Below are 18,649 nucleotides of genomic sequence, written 5' to 3'. Positions count from 1 at the left end.
GCCGTGGCGTGGGGGGTTTACGGGTGGTGCTTTGCCGTGGCACACTCCCGGGCATCCGGTGGAAGCGCTTACATACGCGTTCGCCGGACAGTGGAAGCGCTTACATAGGACGGATCGTGACTCAGGACTCCCGCCGTACGGACCACGGGCCCACCATCTACGAGGTCGCCGAGCGGGCGGGCGTCTCGATCGCGACCGTGTCGCGGACGCTGCGCGGGACCGGCCCGGTCGCGCCCGAGACCCGCCGCCGGGTGCTGGAGGCCGCGGAGGCGCTGCGGTTCACGCCGAGCCGCGCGGGCGTGTCGCTCGCCGAGGGGCGGCACGCCGCCACCGGCATCGTGTTCCCCGACCTGTCCGGGCCCTACTACGCCGAGGTGCTGATGGGCTGCGAGGAGGTCGCGTCCGAGCTGGGCCGGTCGATGATCGTGCTGTCCACCCGCGGCCGGTCGGAGGTGCCGCGGCTGGTGCGCGACCTGGCGGGCCGGGTGGACGGGCTGGTGGTGTTCGGCGGCACCGTCCCGGACGACCTGCTGGCGGAGCTGGCCGGCGGCGGGCACCCGCTGGTGCTGATCGCCAGCGCGCCGCTGCCCGGCGCCGACCTGGTCGCGGCCGAGAACCACGACTCCGCCGTCCGGCTCGCCGAGCACCTGGTCGGGCACGGCCACCGGACGTTCACGCTGCTCGGCGCGGGCGACGGCAGCGACATCGCGCAGCGCTGGCGCGGCGTGACGGGCGTGCTCGAACGGCTCGGCCTGCCCGCTGGCGCGCCCGTGCCGTGCGCGTTCACCGTCGAGGGCGGTTACGCGGCCGGACGCGAGCTGCTCGCGCGCACCGGCCGGCCTGATGCGGTCGTCTGCGCGGACGACCAGATCGCGCTCGGCGTGCTGCTGGCCGCCGAGGAGCTCGGCCTGTCCGTCCCGGCCGACGTCGCCGTCACCGGCTGGGACGACATCATGGCGGCCCGGCACGCCCGGCCCGCCCTCACCACCGTCCGGCAGCCGATGCGCGAGCTCGGCGCGCGCGCCGCCCGGGCGCTGGACGAGCTGATCGGCGGGGAGCGCACCGGCTCCCGCCACCAGACCCTCCCGACCGAACTGGTCGTCCGGGCCAGCTGCGGCACCCACCCCCTGGAGGAAGCATGAGGAAGTCGACCGCGGGCCTGCTCGCCGTCGTGCTGGCGCTGGCCGGCTGCGGGCGCGGCGGCGGCGGGACGTCCGGCAAGGCCGAGGACGTCTCCGCCGGCAGGATCAAGGGCACCGTCACGGTGTGGGCGATGGGCGACGAGGGCCAGGCCCTCGGCGCGTTCGCCAAGGAGTTCGAGCGGGCCAACCCCGGCGTCGAGATCAAGGTGACCTCGATGGGGATGGACGTGGCGCACGACAAGCTCGTGTCGGCCATCGCGGGCAACGCCACCCCCGACGTCAGCATGGTCGGGACGACCTGGATGGGCGAGCTGGGCAAGTCCGGCGCGCTCGACGTCACCCCGAACAACCTGTTCGACAAGAGCGGATTCTTCCCCGGCGCGTGGGACAGCACGGTCTACAAGGGCGCCTCCTACGGCGTCCCGTGGTACGTGGAGACGCGGGCGTTCTACTACCGCAGCGACCTGGGCGTGAAGCCGCCGACGACCTGGGACGAGACGAAGCAGTGGGCGCGGCAGGTCAAGGCCAAGGGCGCGTCCATGGGCGTGTACCAGAACTACCAGGTCGGGAGCTGGCAGGAGCTGCTGCCGCTGGTGTGGCAGGCGGGCGGCGACATCACGTCCGGTGGGAAGTGGACGTTCGACAGCCCGCAGGTCGTCACGGCGCTCAAGCAGTGGCGGTCGTTCTACGAGGACGGCACCGCGCCGAACAAGGTGGACACCGGCGCCTTCCCGAACATCTTCTTCAAGGGCCAGGCCGCCGCGTACTACTCCGGGCCGTGGATGATCCACCTGATGAAGAAGGACGGCGGGCCGGGCTTCGAGAAGAAGTTCGACCTCGCGCCGTACGCGAAGGGCCCGGCGGGCAACAACACCTCCTTGATGGGCGGCGGCGACCTCGCGGTCTTCAAACGGACCAAGAACCGGGACGCCGCGTGGCGGTTCGTCAAGTGGCTGACCGACCCCAAGGTCCAGGTCCGCTGGTACCAGACCAAGAACGACCTGCCGTCCACGCCGGCCGCCTGGCAGGACCCGGCGATGGCGTCGGACAAGCAGGTGGCGCTGTTCGGCGAGGCGCTCAAGACCGCCAAGGCGCCGCCGTCCACCCCGAACTGGGAGCAGGTCGCCCGGGTCGTCGAGCGGGAGATGGGCAGGCTCGCGCTGCTCAAGGAGACTCCGGAGCAGGCCGCCCAAGCCATGCAGAAGGGCGCCGACCAGCTCGGCATGGGCGACTGACATGACCGCCGTGAAGCCGCTCGGACGGGTCCGCCCGTCCGGGCGGGAAGGGCCGCCGCGCCGAGGAGGCCGGGTGCGGCGAGGGCGTGCGCACGCGCGGCGAGGACGGATCGGGCTGCTGTTCAGCATGCCGTTCCTGGCCGTGTTCGCGGTCCTGTACGCGGGACCGCTGCTGGCCGGACTCGGCATGAGCGTCACCGACCTGCGGAGCACGGACGCGCAGCACCCGTTCTCGGTCGACTTCGTCGGGCTCCGGCACTACCGGCGGCTGCTCCACGACGAGGTCATGCGGAAGGCAGCGTGGAACACCCTGGTGTTCGTCGCCGCAGGCGTGCCGCTGACGATCGGCTGCGGGCTGGTCGCGGCCGTGCTGATGCACCGCGGCGTGGACCGCGCGCGGGCGCTGTTCCGGGTCGGGTACTTCCTGCCGCACGTGACCAGCATCGTGGCGGTCGCGGTGATCTGGCGGTTCGTCCTCGACCCGCAGTCGGGCCTGCTGAACGAGGGGCTGCGCGCGGCCGGGCTGCCGACCGCCGCGTGGCTCGCCGACGAGCGGACCGCGCTGCCGTCGCTGATCGCGATGGCCGCGTGGCGCGGGTTCGGCTTCGACATGGTGGTGTTCCTCGCCGCGCTCCAGGGCGTGCCGCGCGAGCTGTACGAGGCGGCCGAGACCGACGGCGCGGGCGCCTGGGCGAGGTTCCGGTACGTCACGCTGCCGATGCTGCGGCCGACGCTGCTGTTCACCTCGGTCTACTCCTCGATCGGCTTCCTGCAGTTCATGGAGGAGCCGCTGGTCATGACCAAGGGCGGCCCGGACGGCGCCACCGAGTCGGTGTCGCTCGCGATCTACCAGCAGTTCGGCGGCGGCGACTACGGCTACGCGGGCGCCGCCTCGACCGTGCTGTTCTTCGTGATCGTCCTGGTCGCCCTGCTCCAGTTCCGCGTCCTGCGGCCCCGGCACCTGGAGGCCCGATGAGCACGGTCACCGCGCCCGGCCGGGACACCGGGGCCGCCCCTTCCGTCCGGGACGCGCCGCCGCGCACGCGGCGGGCCCGGGGCGAGCGGCTCCGGCGGACCGCGATCTACGCGGCGCTCTCGCTCGGCCTCGGGCTGGTGGTGACGCCGTTCGCCTGGACGCTGCTCAGCTCGTTCAAGCCGGAGCACGAGATCAGGCAGTCCCCGCCGACGTTCCTGCCCGCGCATCCGACGCTCGCGGGCTACCGGGAGATGCTCGCCTCGCTGCACCTCGGCACGACCTTCACCAACAGCGTCCTCGTCGCGGCGGCGCAGGTCAGCGCGAACCTGCTGCTCTGCTCGATGGCGGGATACGCGCTCGCCAAGCTGCCGTTCCCGGGCAGGAGGGCCGTGTTCGGCCTGGTCATGGCCCAGATGATGGTGCCCGGGATCGTGCTGGTGATCCCCCAGTTCGTGGTGGTGACCCGGCTCGGGCTCACCGACACGCTGCTCGGCGTGGTGCTGCCGTACCTGGTGTGGCCGCTCGGCGTCTTCCTCATGCGGCAGTTCATCGCCGAGATCCCGGACGAGCTGCTCCAGGCCGCGCGGATCGACGGCGCCGGCGAGTTCCGGATCTTCTTCCGGATCGTCCTGCCGCTGTGCCGCCCGGCGCTGGCGACGCTCACCCTGCTCAGCTTCCTCAACGCGTGGAACAACTTCCTGTGGCCCGCCATCGTGGCGCAGACGCAGGACAGGTACACGCTGCCCGTCGCGCTCGCCCTGTTCTCCAACGAGGAGACCACCCACTACGGGCTGCTGCTCGCCGGCGCGGTGGTCGTCATCACCCCGATCGTCGTGCTGTTCCTGTGCCTCCAGCGGTTCTTCATCGAAGGCATCGCCTCCACCGGCATCAAGTGACCGCCGTCCCTCTCTCCCCCCCACCCTAGGAGTGGACTTTGCGCAGATCACCCTTTGCGGCGCTCGCGCTGACCGCCGCACTCACCGTCACCGCCCTGCCCGCCACCGCCCTGTCCGCGAGCGCCTCGTCCGGGAACGCGGGAGTCGCCGGGCACCACCGGCCCCCGCACGGCGGCGGGCACCACGGCGGACGCCCCGGCACCGCGCTCGACGTCGCGCAACTGCGCCGGTACGCGGCCGACACCTGGAAGTCGCTCGCCGCGATGGCCGACCCCGCCACCGGCCTGCCCGCCGACAACATCAGCGGCGACCTCACCACGCCGAACCACTCGACCTCGCCGACCAACATCGCCACGTACCTGTGGAGCACGGTCGTCGCCCGCGACCTGGGCCTGATCAGCGCGCAGGACGCGACCGACCGCGTCAGCAAGGCCCTGACGTCGGTAGGGAAGCTCGCCCGGCACGACCCGTCCGGCCAGTTCTACAACTGGTACGACCAGACCACGCTCCAGCCCGTCCCCGGCAAGCAGTTCCTGTCGTCGGTGGACAACGCCTGGCTCGCGGCCACGCTGATGATGCTGCGCAACGCCGTCCCGGCGGCGAGCGCGAAGGCGTCGGCGCTGCTCGCCCCCATGGACTTCTCCTGGTACTTCGACCCGAAGGGCGGCGCGAACCCCGGCACCGGCGCGATGCGCGGCGGATTCTGGGCGACCGACCCCGGCGGCTGCTCGATCAAGGGCAACTACCCGGGCAAGGGCGCGGACGTCTACTACACCTGCCACGTGTACGGCGCGCCCGGCGAGACGCGCATCGCGACCTACGTGGGCATCGCGCGCGGCCAGATTCCCGCGACCGCCTACTTCGGGCAGCTCCGCACGATGGGGGACGACGGCTGCACGACCGCGTCCCAGACGCAGAAGCCCCAGGGCACCACGCGCACCTACCTGGGCGTGCCGGTGTACGAGGGCACCTACGGCTACCGCGGCGCGCGTTTCGTCCCGACCTGGGGCGGGTCGATGTTCGAGGAACTGATGCCGAACATCCTCGTCCCGGAGCAGTCGTGGGCCCCCAACAGCTGGGGACGGAACTTCCCCGCCTATGTGAACGGGCAGATCCAGCACGGTATGGCCGAGGCGGGCTACGGCTACTGGGGCTTCTCCCCCTCGAACGACCCTTACGGCGGCTACCGCGCCTATGGCGTGAACATGCTCGGCATGGGCGGCTACTCGTCCGATGAGGAAGGCCACAAGACCGACCCCGGCTATGCCGGATGCCGTGACCCGCAGCCCGAGCCTGCCTACGGCGACGGGATCGTGACCCCGCACGCGTCCTTCCTGGCGCTGCCCTACGCGCCGGAGGCCGCGCAGGCGAACCTCGCGAACCTCAAGGCCCATTTCGACGCCTACGGTCCGGGCGGTTTCTACGATTCGGTCGGCGTGCGCAGCGGGAAGGTCTCCAAGCGCTACCTGGCGCTCGACCAGGGCATGGTCATGGGGCAGCTCGGGAACGTCCTCGCCGGCCACGACCTCCAGCGGTACTTCGCCCCCGGCGAGGTGACCGCCACGCTCAAACCGCTTCTCGGCCTGGAGCGCTGGGACGTCGGCCCCTCGGGCCGGACCGCCGCGCCGTCCGGAGGCAACTGACATGGCCGGAGTCGGCAGGCGGCCGAACATCGTGTTCATCATGTCCGACGACCACGCGGCGCACGCGGTCGGCGCGTACGGGTCGAAGATCAACGAGACGCCGCACATCGACCGCATCGCCGCGGGCGGGATGCGGCTGGACAACTGCTTCTGCACCAACTCGCTGTGCGCGCCGAGCCGGGCCGCGATCCTCACCGGCACCTACAACCACGTCAACGGCGTCAAGACGCTCTCGACCGAGTTCGACGCGCGCCAGGTCGCCTTCCCCGAACTGCTGCAAGCCGCCGGATACCGGACGGCGCTGGTGGGGAAATGGCATCTCGGCCACGGCGGCGTCCACGACCCGCGCGGGTTCGACCACTGGGACGTCGTGCCCGATCAGGGCCGCTACCACAACCCGGTGTTCATCGGCATGGACGGGACGCAGCGCACCGTCCCCGGCTACGCCACCAACGTGATCACCGACCTGGCCCTGTCCTGGCTGGACGGCCTGACCGGCGACGACCCGTTCTGCCTGCTCGTCCACCACAAGGCCCCGCACCGCAACTGGGAGCCGGACGCCAAGCATCTCGGCATGTTCGAGGACGACCTCGCCGTCCCGGACACCTTCTTCGACGACTACTCGGGCCGCGCGACCGCCGCCCGGCAGGCGCGGATGCGCGTCGCCGACCACCTGCGCATCGACGACCTCAAGAAGATCCTCCCGCCGGGCCTGACCCGCGACGAGGAGGCCCTGTGGAAGTACCAGCAGTACATGAAGGACTACCTGCGCTGCGTCCAGTCCGTGGACGACAACGTCGGCCGCGTCCTGGACCACCTGGACGAGCGCGGCCTGGCGGACGACACCATCGTCGTCTACACCTCCGACCAGGGGTTCTTCCTCGGTGACCACGGCTGGTACGACAAGCGCTTCATGTACGAGGAGTCGCTGCGGATGCCGTTCCTCATCCGCTGGCCGGGCGTCATCGAGCCGGGGACCTCGCATGACGCGCTGGCGGTGAACGTCGATTTCGCGCAGACGTTCCTGGAGGCGGCCGGGGTTCCGGCGCCCGACCGGATGCAGGGCCGCAGCCTGCTTCCGATCCTGCGCGGCGAGCACCCGGCCGACTGGCGGCGGTCGGTCTACTACCGCTACTGGGAGCACGACGACGGCATCCACCACGTCTGGGCCCACTACGGCGTCCGGACGCACACCCACAAGCTCGTCTACTACTACGCCGACGGGCTCGGCGTGCCCGGCGCGTCCGACCGGACGTACACGCCGGAGTGGGAGCTGTTCGACCTCGGCGCCGACCCGTGGGAGCTGCGCAGCGTCTTCCACGACCCTGCCTACGCGTCCGTGCGCGCCGAGCTGACCGCCGAGCTGGCCCGCCTCCAGGACGAGCTCGGCGACGAGCCCTACCACCTCCAGGAATCCGGGGAGCGATGACCGAAACCAACCTGAGCGAACCGTCCGGATCCGAACCGGCGGAGTCTGATCTAGCCGAGCGGGCGGAGTCCGAGCTGGCCGAGCGGGGAGAGTCCGAGCTGGCCGCGCGGGCGCGGCGCGACTGGACGGAGCGGATCTACCGGCCGTCCGAGGCCGGCCGTGCCGCCGGGGTCGAGCTGTCCGCGCCGGACGGGCTGACCGCCACGCCCGGCGCGGGCCACGTGACGCTGTCCTGGGATCCGCTGCCGGACGCGATCGGCTACCTCGCGCATCGCGACGGCACGCCGATCGAGCAGAAGGACGTGGACGTGCCCGCGGTCCCCGGCACCCGGTACGTCCACACGGGCGCGGAGGCGGGCGGCGCGTACACGGTCGCGGCGATCGCGGGGATGGGCCTGGTCGGGCCGGCGTCCGCGCCCGTCACCGCGCATCCCCTGCCCGCCGCGCCGGCTCCCCCTCCGGTCACCGTGGCCGTCGGCGCGGATCCGGTCGGCGAGGTCGCCCGTCCGTGGACGCCGATGATCGGCTCGGAGCACCTGTCCCACCTGCTCAGCACGGCCACGACCGGCGGGCGGCCGATCGGCGCGGAGCTGACCGAGGCGCTGCGGGTGATGCGCGACGAGCTGGGCGTGCGGACCGTCCGGGCGCACGCGATCCTCTGCGACGACCTCGGCGTCTACCGCGAGGTGGACGGCGAGCCCGTGCACGACTTCGGCAAGGTGGACGAGGTCTACGACATCGTCACCGGGCTCGGCATGCGTCCGGTGGTGGAGCTGTCGTTCATGCCGCGCGACCTGGCGCGGGACCCCTCCAAAACGGTGTTCGCCTACCAGGCGGTCATCTCGCCGCCGAAGGACTACGACCGGTGGGGCGCGCTGGTCGAGGCGCTCGTCCGGCACCTGGTGGACCGGTACGGGCTGGACGAGGTGCGCGAGCACTGGTCGTTCGAGGTGTGGAACGAGGCGAACCTGGAGGTCTTCTGGTCCGGCACGGCGGACGAGTTCATGCGCCTGTACGACGTGACGGCGGCGGCGGTGAAGGCGGTGGACCCGGGGCTGCGGGTCGGCGGCCCGTCGTCGGCGGCCAACGGGTGGATGAACGAGCTGCTGGAGCACGTGGAGGCGTCCGGCGCGGCGCTTGACTTCGTCTCGACGCACACCTACGGGAACGCTCCACTCGACTGGCGTCCGGCACTCGCCCGGCACGGCCGCCCGGACCTGCCGGTCTGGTGGACCGAGTGGGGGCCGACCCCGACGCACTTCCACGGCATCGGCGACGGGCCGTTCGGCGCGGCGTTCCTGCTGCACGGGATGCGCTCGGCGGCGGGCCGGATCGAGGCGCTGGCGCACTGGGTCGCGTCCGACCACTTCGAGGAGCTGGGCCGCCCGCCCGCGCTGTTCCACGGCGGGTTCGGCCTGCTCACCGTGGGCAACCTCCGCAAGCCCCGGTTCTGGGCGCTGGCGCTGCTGGACCGGCTCGGCCCGGACGAGCTGCCGGTCGCGCTGAGCGGCGACACGGGCGGGGTGGAGGCGTGGGCGTCCCGCGCCGGCGACCGGTTCACCGTCCTGGTGTGGAACGGGACGCTGAACCAGGCGCAGGCGGACGGCGACGCGGTGCTCGCGCGGGAGGTGACCGTCCGCTGCGACCTGCCGTCCGGCGCCTACACCGTCCGGCACCTCCGCGTGGACGACCGGCACTCCGACATCCGCGCCGCGTGGCGCGCGATGGCCGGTCCGGACGCGGCCTGGCCGTCGGACGAGCAGTGGCAGCGCCTCGCCGAAGCCAACACCCTCGACGAGTACGGCCCGCCCGCCGAGGTGTCCGGCGGCACGGCGGAGGTCACGTTCACGCTGCCCATGCCGGGCGTGTCGTTCCTGGAGTTCACCCCTCGCTAGCCGGGCAGCGCAGCGGCCCCGCACCCTTGCCACGGGGTGCGGGGCCTCGCCGTCCGATTCGCGCCGCTGTCGCGCGCGGCCGGTGCTAGTGGTTGCGGCCCCAGAGGTAGACCGCGGCGCCCATCACCAGGACGCTGATCGAGCTGAAGACCCCGCGGGCGGTGTTCCAGGCCGTCCAGCGGCCGGAGTAGTCGTTCCAGACCTTCGCCGCCTCGGCCACGTCGTGCGGGATCTTGACCTTCGCCAGGTTGTTGTTCATCGGGACGTTGATCGCCGCGGTGGGCAGGAAGGAGCCGACGATATAGAGGGCGGCGGCCGCGAAGAACAGCCAGGCGGCGGTCTTCTGGTTCAGGGTCAGGAGCAGGACGCCGGCGGCGATCGCCAGGACCGGCGCGAGCGTGAAGGTCGCCAGGAACGCCGGGTTCTGGATCTTCTGGTTGATGGCGTTCATCGCGCCGATGGCCGAGGACGGCCGGGCCGCGTTCAGGCCGGGCATCACGCCGACCGAGAAGGCGAAGAAGGCGCCGGCCATCAGGGCCGTCAGCAGGATCGCCAGGGCGGCGGACGCGGTAGCGAACTGAAATCGCATGGTGGGTTTCCTCTCGGGTTCCGGGTCGGGATCGGGGTGGCGGTCAAGCCGTCAGGCGGACGGGTTCGGGGCGGGCCAGGCGCCGGACGCGGCGGCCTCGCGGACGAAGTCGCGGAAGTCGCGCGGCTCGCGGCCCAGGGCCTGGCGGACGCCGTCCGCGGGACGCTCGTTACGGCCGTCGAACAGGGTGGTGAACAGGTAGGCCAGGAAGGCGACCTCCTCGGCGGGCATGCCCTCGGCCTCCAGCGCGGCGGTGAAGTCGGCCGCTTCGAGGGTGCTGAAGCCGACCTCGCGGCCGGTCAGCTCGGAGATCTCGCCCATCGCCTCGGCGAAGGTCAGCGCGCGCGGCCCCGTGACCTCGTAGAGCCGGCCCGCGTGCCCGTCCTCGGTCAGCGCGGCCACCGCGACGTCGGCGATGTCGTCGGCGTCCACGAACGGCTCGGGCACCTCGCCGACCGGCAGCGCGAGGTGGCCCGCGGCGACGTACCCGGCGAAGTCGGTCTCGGTGAAGTTCTGGAAGAACCAGGAGGCGCGGACGATCGTCCAGTCGGCCCCGGCGGCGCGGACGATGTCCTCGCACACCTCGGCCTCCTTCTCGCCGCGTCCGGACAGCAGCACGAGGCGCTCGACGCCCGCGCCGACCGCCGCCTCGCAGAAGGCGGTGATGGCCTCGGGGGCGCCGGGGACGGCCAGGTCGGGGGCGTAGGCGACGTAGACGGCGCGCACCCCGGCCAGGACGGCCGGCCAGGTGGACGCGTCGGTCCAGTCGAAGGGGGTCTCGGCGGAGCGGGAGCCGATGCGCACCGGGACGCCGCGTCCGGTCAGCCGCTCGGCGACGCGGCGGCCGGTCTTGCCGGTGCCGTTGAGGACCAGGGTCAGCCCATTCTGGTCGTTGGTGGTGTTCGCGGTGTTCTGCGCCGTGTTCGTCATGTCCTTAAGTCAACCGGCGGCGCGGTTCACCGAACATGGTTGAGAGTCCCGTCCGCATAAGCGAGCGTCTAGGGTGCGAGCATGGACACCCTCGCCGACCTCCTCGACGGTCCCCGCGCCCGGGGCGCGTTCCTGTTGACCATGGTCATGGAGCCGCCGTGGTCGGTCCGGGTCGAGGACGGCGCGCCGCTGAGCCTGATGATCGTGCGGGAGGGCACCGCCTGGATCCGGCCGCTGGAGGGCGACCCGGTGCGGCTGTCCCCCGGGGACGTCGCGATCGCGCGCGGGCCCGACCCCTACACGGTCTCCGACGCGCTGGACTCCCCCGTGCAGTGGATCATCCATGACGAGGAGCGGTGCACGACGCTGTTCGGTGACGCGCCGGCCGAGTCGATGTCGTTCGGCGTCCGGATGTGGGGGAACCGCCCGGACGGGTCGGCGACGATGCTGGTCGGCACCTACTTCGCGCAGGGCGCGGTCGAGCGCAGGCTCTTGGCCGCGCTGCCGCCGCTGGCGGTCCTGCCCGGCTGGGACTCGCCGCTGGCGGCGCTGCTCGGCGAGGAGATCGTCCGGGACGCGCCGGGCCAGCCGGTGGTGCTAGACCGGCTGCTCGACCTGATCCTCATCGCCGTCCTGCGGGCGTGGTTCTCCCGGCCGGGCGCGCGGGCGCCGGGCTGGTTCGCCGCGCACGGAGATCCGGTCGTCGGGCCGGCGCTGCGCCTGCTGCACGACCATCCGGCGCGCGCGTGGACGGTCGCCGACCTGGCCGCCGAGGCCGGGGCGTCGCGGGCGGCGCTGGCCAAGCGGTTCGGCGACCTGGTCGGCGAGCCGCCGATGACCTACCTGACCGGGCTGCGCCTGGCGCACGCCGCCGACCTGCTGCGCGGCGGCGACCTGACGCTGGAGGCGATCGCGCGGAAGGTCGGCTACGGCAGCGCGTTCGCGCTCAGCGCCGCGTTCAAGCGCGAGCGCGGCGTCAGCCCGCAGGAGTACCGCAGCGGCGACTACCCCGACGCCTCGCTGGAGCCCGCGCCGGGGCCCGCGCCTGGGCCGGCTCTGGAGGCCGGTTTGGAGCCGGTGCCCGGCGGTGCGCCGGACGGCACGTGAACACCGGGAACCTCTTGATCGAAAAGCGCGTTTCCCCCTGTGAGGGCGGGTTCCGCTGTGACATGATGCGGGATCCTGTCCGAACGATCACAAGGAGTGAGATGACGACCAAGCCGGCCGAGGACGAACTGGTCACCGTGTTCACGCGGGCCGACCTCGGCGGTGACGGGAGGCTGGACCTGATGGAGTTCGGGCTGGTGCTGGACAGCGTGGGGCTGTCCTGGACCCGGGCCGAGACCCAGGACAGGTTCGAGCGGGCCGACGCCGACCACGACGGCTTCATCTCCCTCGCGGAGCTCCGCGCACTGCTGTCGTCCCAGGTCTGGGACGTCCCCGCCTGACGCTCCGCCACCGCCGCCGGAAACCGCCGGAACGACCACGGGCCGTCCCCCGCGAGAAGGGGGACGGCCCGACGCGTTTCCGGCGGCGCGCCCAGACGGGGCGGCGCGTTTCCGGCGCGCCTCAGATGCGGCGGCGCGTTCCAGCGGCGCCCTCAGACTCGGCGGCGCGTTCCGGCGGCGCGCTCAGACTCGGCGGCGCGTTTCCGGCGGCGCGCTCAGACTCGGCGGCCGCGCAGCTCGCGGTAGCGGCGGACGAGCGCGGCGGTCGAGGCGTCCGGGGTGTCGCCGGTCGGCTCGGCCGAGGTGAGCGCGGGGGTGAGCTGGTTGGCCATGACCTTGCCCAGCTCGACGCCCCACTGGTCGAAGGAGTCGATGCCCCAGATCGTCCCCTCGACGAACACGATGTGCTCGTAGAGCGCGACGAGCTGGCCGAGCGTGGACGGCGTCAGCTTCGGCACCAGGATGGTGTTGGTCGGGCGGTTGCCCGGCATGAGCTTGTGCGGGACGACGTCGGCGGGCGTGCCCTCGGCGGCGATCTCCTCGGCGGTCTTGCCGAACGCCAGCGCCGAGGTCTGCGCGAGCAGGTTGGCGACCAGCAGGTCCTGCATGCCGGGCGCGTCGCCGCCGGCGCTGGCGTCCCGGAACGGTTCGGCGAAGCCGATGAAGTCGGCCGGGACGAGCCGGGTGCCCTGGTGCAGCAGCTGGTAGAAGGCGTGCTGGCCGTTGGTGCCGGGCTCGCCCCAGAAGATCTCGCCGGTCTGCGCGACGACGGGCGCGCCGTCCGCGCGGACGGACTTGCCGTTGGACTCCATGGTGAGCTGCTGCAGGTAGGCCGGGAAGCGGGCGAGCCGCTGGCTGTAGGGCAGCACGGCGCGGGTCTGCGCGCCGAAGAAGTCGGTGTACCAGATGCCGAGCATGGCCATCAGCACCGGCATGTTCGCGCTGAACGGCGCGGTGCGGAAGTGCTCGTCGACGGCGTGGAAGCCGTCGAGCATCTCGCGGAACCGGGCCGGGCCGACCACGACCATCAGCGACAGCCCGATGGCCGAGTCCATCGAGTAGCGCCCGCCCACCCAGTCCCAGAAGCCGAACATGTTGTCGGTGTCGATGCCGAAGTCGGCGACGCGCTCGGCGTTGGTGGACACCGCGACGAAGTGCCGGGAGACCGCCTTGTCGTCGCCGAGCCGCTCGACCAGCCAGCGCCGCGCGACCCGCGCGTTGGTCAGCGTCTCCAGCGTGCCGAACGTCTTGGACGCCACGACGAACAGGGTGGTCTCGGGGTCGAGGCCCGCGAGCGTGCCGGTGATGTCGGCGGGGTCGACGTTCGACACGAAGTGCGCGTCGATCCCGGCGTCGGCGTAGTCGAGCAGCGCCTCGTAGGCCATCGCGGGGCCGAGGTCGGAGCCGCCGATGCCGATGTTGACCACGGTCTTGATGGGCTTGCCGGTGAAGCCCGTCCACTCCCCCGAGCGGACTCGGTCGGAGAACCGGCCCATCTTCTCCAGGACGGCGTGCACGTCGGCGACGACGTCCTGGCCGTCCACGGTGAGCTCGGCGTTGGCGGGCAGCCGAAGCGCGGTGTGCAGGACGGCCCGGTCCTCGCTGACGTTGATGTGCTCGCCGGTGAACAGCGCGTCGATGCGCTCGCGCAGCCCGGCCCGGTCGGCCAGCGAGACCAGCAGCTGGATCGTCTCGCCGGTGGCGCGGTGCTTGGAGTAGTCCAGGTACAGGTCCCCCGCGGTCACCGTCATCCGCTCGGCGCGTCCCGGGTCGTCCGCGAACAGGTCGCGCAGGTTGCGGGACGCCAGCTCCCCCTGGTGCGCCGAGAGCGCCGCCCATTCGGGTGTCTCGGTGATATCAGCCATAACCCCTCATCTCCTCAGCCTGCCCGGCGGCGCCGAAGCGCCCCCGCATGCGCGCCCCCGGACTCTCCCTGCGATCATAGGGAACCGGTGCGTCACCCGAGTAAATTGGCCGCTGACCGCGTGTGTTCCCGTTTCCGGAAGCACCGGTTCGGCGGAAGCACAGGTTCCCCGGAGGTGCCGCGCGCGGGCAGGCTGAGGGACGGCGGGCCGGTCAGCTGAGCAGGGCCGAGGCGTAGGCGTGCACGGCGTGCCGCGGGACCTCGATCACCGCCGTCCGGTAGTCGGCCATCATCGCGGTGACCGGCTCCTCGTAGACGTCCTTCCACTCGTCCGTCTCGTACATCGAGCCGCCGCGCGCGAGCCGGTCCTGCTCGGACTCGAACACGCGGACCAGGCAGTAGCCGTCGTCGTCGTTCAGCATCGGGCCGTGCGCGAGGACCTCGATGCCGCAGCGGCGCATCAGCGGGACGGTCCCGTCGCGGCTGACCCGGTCGAACTCGGCGCGGGTGCCGGGCCTGGTGGTGAAGAAGCGGATCTCCAGCAGGGCGGTGTCGCTCATCTCAGGCCTCCTGGGCGGTGAGGGTCTTGACGCGGCGCCCGGCCTTCCAGACGCCGGTGACGTGGTCGGGCTGGGCGAGGATCGACACGTCGGCGAGGGGGTCCTCGTCGAGGACGATGACGTCGGCGTCGTAGCCCTCGGCGAGCACGCCGGACTTCGGTCCCTGCGGGCCGAGCGTCGCCGGGCCGAGCGCGGTGGTCGCCTCGATCGCCTCCAGCGGGGTCAGGCCCAGCTTGACCAGCAGCTCGACCTCGCGCCCGTTGCGCCCCCAGGAGTCGGGCAGGTCGGTGCCGCTCATCGCCACGTCGGTGCCGGCGGCGATGGTGACGCCGTTCTCGCGCGCGATCTGGATCGCCTCGCCGTGCCGGTCGACGGTCGCCGCGAGCTTCGTCAGCGCGTACTCGGGCAGGACGTGCCCGTTGTCGAGCAGCTCCAGGAAGATGGTGCGGGTGGTGACCAGGATGGCGCCGGACTCGCGCATCGCGACGGCGGCCTCCTCGTCCAGGTAGGTGCCGTGCTCGATGGTCTTCACCCCGGCCTCCAGCGCGGCCATGATGCCCGGCTTGCCGTGGCAGTGCGCGGCGACGATCCGGTCGGCCATCCCGGCCACCTCGACGATCGCGCGCAGCTCGTCGCCGGTGAACTGCTGGTGGATCGGGTGGTCCACCTCCGACAGCACGCCGCCGGACGCGCAGACCTTGATGAGCCTGGCGTTGCGGCGCAGCTGCTCGCGGGTGGCGCGGGCGCACTCGGCCGGGCCGTCGCACAGCCGGAACTCGCCGCCGAGGTGGCCGAAGTCGACCACCCAGTGGTGCGGCAGGCTGTGCAGGTCGCCGTGGCCGCCCGTGGTGGACAGCGTGGTGCCGGCCGCGTAGATGGACGGGCCCTCGACGCTGCCCTCCTCGATCGCCTGGACGAAGTGGATGCCGAGCCCGCCGGTCTCGCGGACGGAGGTGAACCCGGCGTCCAGGGCGCGGCGCAGGTCGGTGACGATCCGCGCCGAGCGCAGCGGGATCGACTCCTGCGGGAGGGTGTTGAAGTCGGCCGAGCGCAGGCCCATGAAGTGGCCGTGCGCGTCCCACATGCCGGGCATGACGGCGCGGGCCGAGACGGTGTCCGCGCCGGGCGTCTCGGGCGCGGCGGACGCGGGTCCGGCATAGGAGATGGTGTCGCCGTCTAGGACGACGACCCCGTTGTCCACAGGCTGGCCGGAACCCGGAATCAGGCGCTCGGCCTCAATACGCTGGAGAGTCATGGGGTAGCTCCGATCGGTGGGCGTGCCGGGCCGCGCGGGCCCGGACCGCGGGAGGAAGCCGGGAGGAATCAGGAAGGAAGCTGGGAGGGAATCGGGAGAAGGCAGGAGGGATCGGGATGTGCGGGGTCAGGCCTCTTCGGGGACGAGGGCGCCGGGAGCAGTGTCCTTGGCTCGGCTGCGCGCGACCGCGTCCGGGCGGATGGCGGCCACGCCGAACACCGCCGCCAGCAGGCCCGCGACCGCGAGCACCGGCCACACGCCGTGGTGCATGCGGACGAACAGCGCGCCGCCGAGCACGGGCCCGATCGCCGTGCCGAGCGCGTGCATGAACTGGAACCCGCTGATGTAGCGGGCGCGCAGCCGTGCGGGCCCGGCCATGGCGGGGTAGGCGAACACCGCCGGGCCGCCGACGATCTCGCCGAGCGTCCAGACCAGCGTCGCGCCGATGATGACGGCCGCGCCCATCGGCAGCCCGTAGAGCGCCACGCCGACGCCGACCAGGCCGAACGCGAGCCCGACGGTGAAGGTGAACGGCCACTTCTGGGAGAAGCGGGTGAGCGGCAGCTCGAAGAGGATGACGATGAAGCCGTTCAGCGAGACCGCGAGGGTGTACCAGAACAGGTCCACACCCGCGCGCTTGACGTCCAGCGGGAGGGTCGACAGGTACTGCACGTAGACGATGGCGTTGAGCAGGACGGCGGCCAGGAACAGCAGGTAGCGCCGGTCCTGGAGCACGCCTGCCCAGCCGCCGGACGGCTCGGGCGCGGCGTCCGGCGCCGCGGCCTCGTCCGCCTCCGCGGGCGCCGACGCGCGGGCGGGGATGGCGACGATCGCGACCAGCGCGTACACCATGGCGATCGCGCCCTCGCCCCAGAACAGCAGCGTGTAGCCGTCGCCGTCCAGGTGGTACAGGCCGAAGCCGACCAGCGGCGCGGCCATCGCGCCGAGGTTCAGCCCGAGCCGGTACATCCCGAAGATCATCACCTGCTGGTCCTCGGGGATCAGTTCGGACAGCAGCGTCGCCGACGCGGGCCGGTAGATCTGCGCGGCCAGGCTGGCGATCGCCACCGCGACCAGCAGCAGACCGTAGTTCGGCAGGTAGAGCAGCGCCGCGGTGAGCACGGCGGTGACCGCCATGCTCAGCACGGTGGAGTTGCGCGCGCCGAGCCGGTCGGCGAGCGTCCCGCCGAGCAGCACGCCGGCGACGCCGCCGAACCCGTACACGCCGAGCGCGAGCGCGGCCTGCCCGGCCGAGTACCCGCGCGCCGTCAGGTACAGCACGATGAAGATGTTGAGGAAGCCGCCGAGGCGGCTCAGGAACACCCCGACCAGGATCGCCTTGGCCGCGGTGGGCGCGTGGCGGAAGGTCGCCCAGACGCCGGGGCGGCCGGGTCCGGCGGTCTCGGTCTTCGTCGGCATGGACTCTCACATCTCTCTCGGGTCGGTTCCTGCGGGGTGTGGGCGCCGGCCGGGGAGGATCAGCGCTCGACGACCGACAGCGCCCGTTCCGCGCCGTCCAGCGCGGCGGCGCAGGCGTCGCGGTCGGCGGCGGACGCGATCGCGAAGGCGATCCGGCCCCAGACGGTGCCCTTGGGCGGCGGCGAGACCACCGCGCCGGGCGCGGCCACGGCCACGGCCCGTTCGGTCCCGGCGGGCAGCCGGGCCTCGTCGAAGCCGACCGACTCCAGGGTCGTGTCGTCCTCGTCGACGTAGAAGAAGCGGATGCCGGTGACGCGGGTGCGGGTCGGCTCCAGGTCGGGCGCGCGGCCGCAGGCGACCGCGGCGGCGGCGAGGCCGGGGTCCACGCCGGTGGCGAGCAGCCCGAGGTAGGGGATCATGTCGCCGCCGAGCCGCCCGTTGACCTCGATGACCTTCGGGCCGTCCGCGGTGAGCATGTACTCGGCGTGCGTCCAGCCGTCCTCGAAGCCGAGCGCGGCGTGCGTGTCGCGCATGACGCGCAGCAGCCCCGGGTCGTCCAGCAGCGGGTCGGCGGCGTCGACGTAGTGGCCGACCTCCTCGGCGTAGGGCGGGTAGCCGACGACCTTGCGGGCGATGAACAGCGGCGCGACGACGCCGTTGCGGACGACCGAGTCGACGCTGATCTCCTCGCCGGTGACGCACTCCTCGACGAGCACCGGCTCGTCCCCGGCGTACACGACCGGGTCGGGGGCCTTGGTGTCGCGGGTGAAGGCGAACCCGGCGCGCAGCTCCGCCTCGTCCTCGACGCGCAGCACGCCGAGGCTCGCGCCGAGCCCGCGCGGCTTGAGGACCGCCGGGTAGCCGACCTTCGCGCCGGCGGCGACGGCCTCGTCCAGGGTGGAGACCGCGACCGAGCGCGGCTGCGGGACGCCCGCGGCGTCCAGCGCGGCGCGGGTCTGGGCCTTGTCGCGCAGGCGCCAGATCACCGCCGGGTCGCCGTTGCGCAGGCCGAGCGCCTCGGCGACGTGCGAGGCGGCGAGGATGCGGCCCTCGTCCCAGCACAGCACCCCCTCGACCGGGTCGCCCGCGTGCACCTTGCGGGCGGCCTCGGCCATCGCCGGGCCGTCCAGGGTGCTCGGGACCACCGTCCAGCCGTCCAGGAAGGGGACCTCCCAGGTCGGCTCGGCGGTGTGGAACAGGTGGACGCGGAACCGCGTGCTGATCGAGCGCAGCAGGTACTCGCGGTAGGTCCGCATCCCGGTGGCGACCACCAGCAGGTGGGGCCGGTCGCCGGTGGCCGGTCGCCGGATCGTCATGTTCGGCCTTCCTCCTGATCCGGGCGGGTCCGCCGGGGGCGCGGGCGGTCCC

The 18,649-nt window shown here is 72.5% G+C and carries 16 protein-coding genes; 9 read left to right on the top strand and 7 right to left on the bottom strand.

What is annotated here, in order from left to right; genetic code table 11:
- The first annotated feature begins 116 nt into the window (after nt 1-116).
- From FHU30_RS35070 to FHU30_RS35040, 7 genes are all read left to right on the top strand, one after another.
- Nucleotides 117-1,142: a LacI family DNA-binding transcriptional regulator gene (locus FHU30_RS35070; protein WP_253881841.1), complete on the top strand. Its 1,026-nt coding sequence runs from the start codon at nt 117-119 to the stop codon at nt 1,140-1,142.
- On the top strand, nt 1,139-2,377 hold the full coding sequence (locus FHU30_RS35065; protein WP_253881840.1) for an extracellular solute-binding protein: 1,239 nt from the start codon (nt 1,139-1,141) through the stop codon (nt 2,375-2,377). The genes FHU30_RS35070 and FHU30_RS35065 overlap by 4 nt, the downstream gene beginning before the upstream one ends.
- A gap of 73 nt (nt 2,378-2,450) precedes the next feature.
- Entirely contained in the window at nt 2,451-3,353 is a 903-nt protein-coding gene (locus tag FHU30_RS35060) for a carbohydrate ABC transporter permease (protein ID WP_253881839.1), read from the top strand.
- Nucleotides 3,350-4,249, top strand: coding sequence for a carbohydrate ABC transporter permease (locus FHU30_RS35055; RefSeq protein ID WP_253881838.1), 900 nt, complete (start codon nt 3,350-3,352; stop codon nt 4,247-4,249). Before FHU30_RS35060 ends, FHU30_RS35055 begins: the two co-directional genes overlap by 4 nt.
- A gap of 38 nt (nt 4,250-4,287) precedes the next feature.
- Complete coding sequence (locus tag FHU30_RS35050) at nt 4,288-5,892, top strand: glucoamylase family protein (RefSeq protein ID WP_253881837.1); 1,605 nt, start codon at nt 4,288-4,290, stop codon at nt 5,890-5,892.
- 1 nt (nt 5,893) lies between these two features.
- The gene (locus FHU30_RS35045) at nt 5,894-7,321 is read left to right on the top strand and encodes a sulfatase family protein (protein ID WP_301324079.1); all 1,428 of its coding nucleotides are present in this window, start codon (nt 5,894-5,896) and stop codon (nt 7,319-7,321) included.
- The gene (locus FHU30_RS35040) at nt 7,318-9,216 is read left to right on the top strand and encodes a GH39 family glycosyl hydrolase (protein ID WP_253881835.1); all 1,899 of its coding nucleotides are present in this window, start codon (nt 7,318-7,320) and stop codon (nt 9,214-9,216) included. Before FHU30_RS35045 ends, FHU30_RS35040 begins: the two co-directional genes overlap by 4 nt.
- Nucleotides 9,217-9,301: 85 nt before the next feature.
- On the opposite strand, the gene FHU30_RS35035 is transcribed toward FHU30_RS35040, so the two are convergent.
- On the bottom strand, nt 9,302-9,805 hold the full coding sequence (locus FHU30_RS35035) for an anthrone oxygenase family protein (RefSeq protein WP_253881834.1): 504 nt from the start codon (nt 9,803-9,805) through the stop codon (nt 9,302-9,304).
- Between the two features lie 51 nt (nt 9,806-9,856).
- A complete protein-coding gene (locus FHU30_RS35030; RefSeq protein WP_253881833.1) occupies nt 9,857-10,735 on the bottom strand; it encodes an NAD(P)H-binding protein in 879 nt (292 codons plus the stop codon).
- Nucleotides 10,736-10,816: 81 nt separating this feature from the next.
- On the opposite strand from FHU30_RS35030, the gene FHU30_RS35025 reads away from it, so the two are divergent.
- Nucleotides 10,817-11,842: an AraC family transcriptional regulator gene (locus tag FHU30_RS35025; protein ID WP_253881832.1), complete on the top strand. Its 1,026-nt coding sequence runs from the start codon at nt 10,817-10,819 to the stop codon at nt 11,840-11,842.
- A 101-nt stretch (nt 11,843-11,943) separates the two neighbouring features.
- Nucleotides 11,944-12,183 carry an EF-hand domain-containing protein gene (locus FHU30_RS35020; RefSeq protein ID WP_253881831.1) on the top strand — a complete coding sequence of 80 codons (240 nt, stop codon included), beginning with the start codon at nt 11,944-11,946 and terminating at the stop codon, nt 12,181-12,183.
- A gap of 215 nt (nt 12,184-12,398) precedes the next feature.
- Here FHU30_RS35020 and pgi read toward each other — a convergent pair whose 3' ends face one another.
- The 5 genes from pgi to FHU30_RS34995 form a co-directional block, all read right to left on the bottom strand.
- The gene (gene pgi, locus FHU30_RS35015; protein WP_253881830.1) at nt 12,399-14,048 is read right to left on the bottom strand and encodes a glucose-6-phosphate isomerase; all 1,650 of its coding nucleotides are present in this window, start codon (nt 14,046-14,048) and stop codon (nt 12,399-12,401) included.
- A 211-nt stretch (nt 14,049-14,259) separates the two neighbouring features.
- Complete coding sequence (locus FHU30_RS35010; protein WP_253881829.1) at nt 14,260-14,607, bottom strand: hypothetical protein; 348 nt, start codon at nt 14,605-14,607, stop codon at nt 14,260-14,262.
- A 1-nt stretch (nt 14,608) separates the two neighbouring features.
- Nucleotides 14,609-15,862 carry a metal-dependent hydrolase family protein gene (locus FHU30_RS35005; protein ID WP_253881828.1) on the bottom strand — a complete coding sequence of 418 codons (1,254 nt, stop codon included), beginning with the start codon at nt 15,860-15,862 and terminating at the stop codon, nt 14,609-14,611.
- A 126-nt stretch (nt 15,863-15,988) separates the two neighbouring features.
- Nucleotides 15,989-17,281, bottom strand: a complete 1,293-nt coding sequence (locus tag FHU30_RS35000; RefSeq protein ID WP_253881827.1) for an MFS transporter — start codon at nt 17,279-17,281, stop codon at nt 15,989-15,991.
- A gap of 59 nt (nt 17,282-17,340) precedes the next feature.
- Nucleotides 17,341-18,597, bottom strand: a complete 1,257-nt coding sequence (locus tag FHU30_RS34995) for an ATP-grasp domain-containing protein (protein ID WP_253881826.1) — start codon at nt 18,595-18,597, stop codon at nt 17,341-17,343.
- Between the last annotated feature and the right edge of the window lie 52 nt (nt 18,598-18,649).

It is taken from the genome of Actinomadura rupiterrae (assembly GCF_024172125.1).
Taxonomy (GTDB): Bacteria; Actinomycetota; Actinomycetes; order Streptosporangiales; family Streptosporangiaceae; genus Spirillospora; species Spirillospora rupiterrae.
The sequence above is the reverse complement of the archived record's forward strand: the minus strand, read 5'-3'. Positions and strand labels throughout refer to the sequence as shown.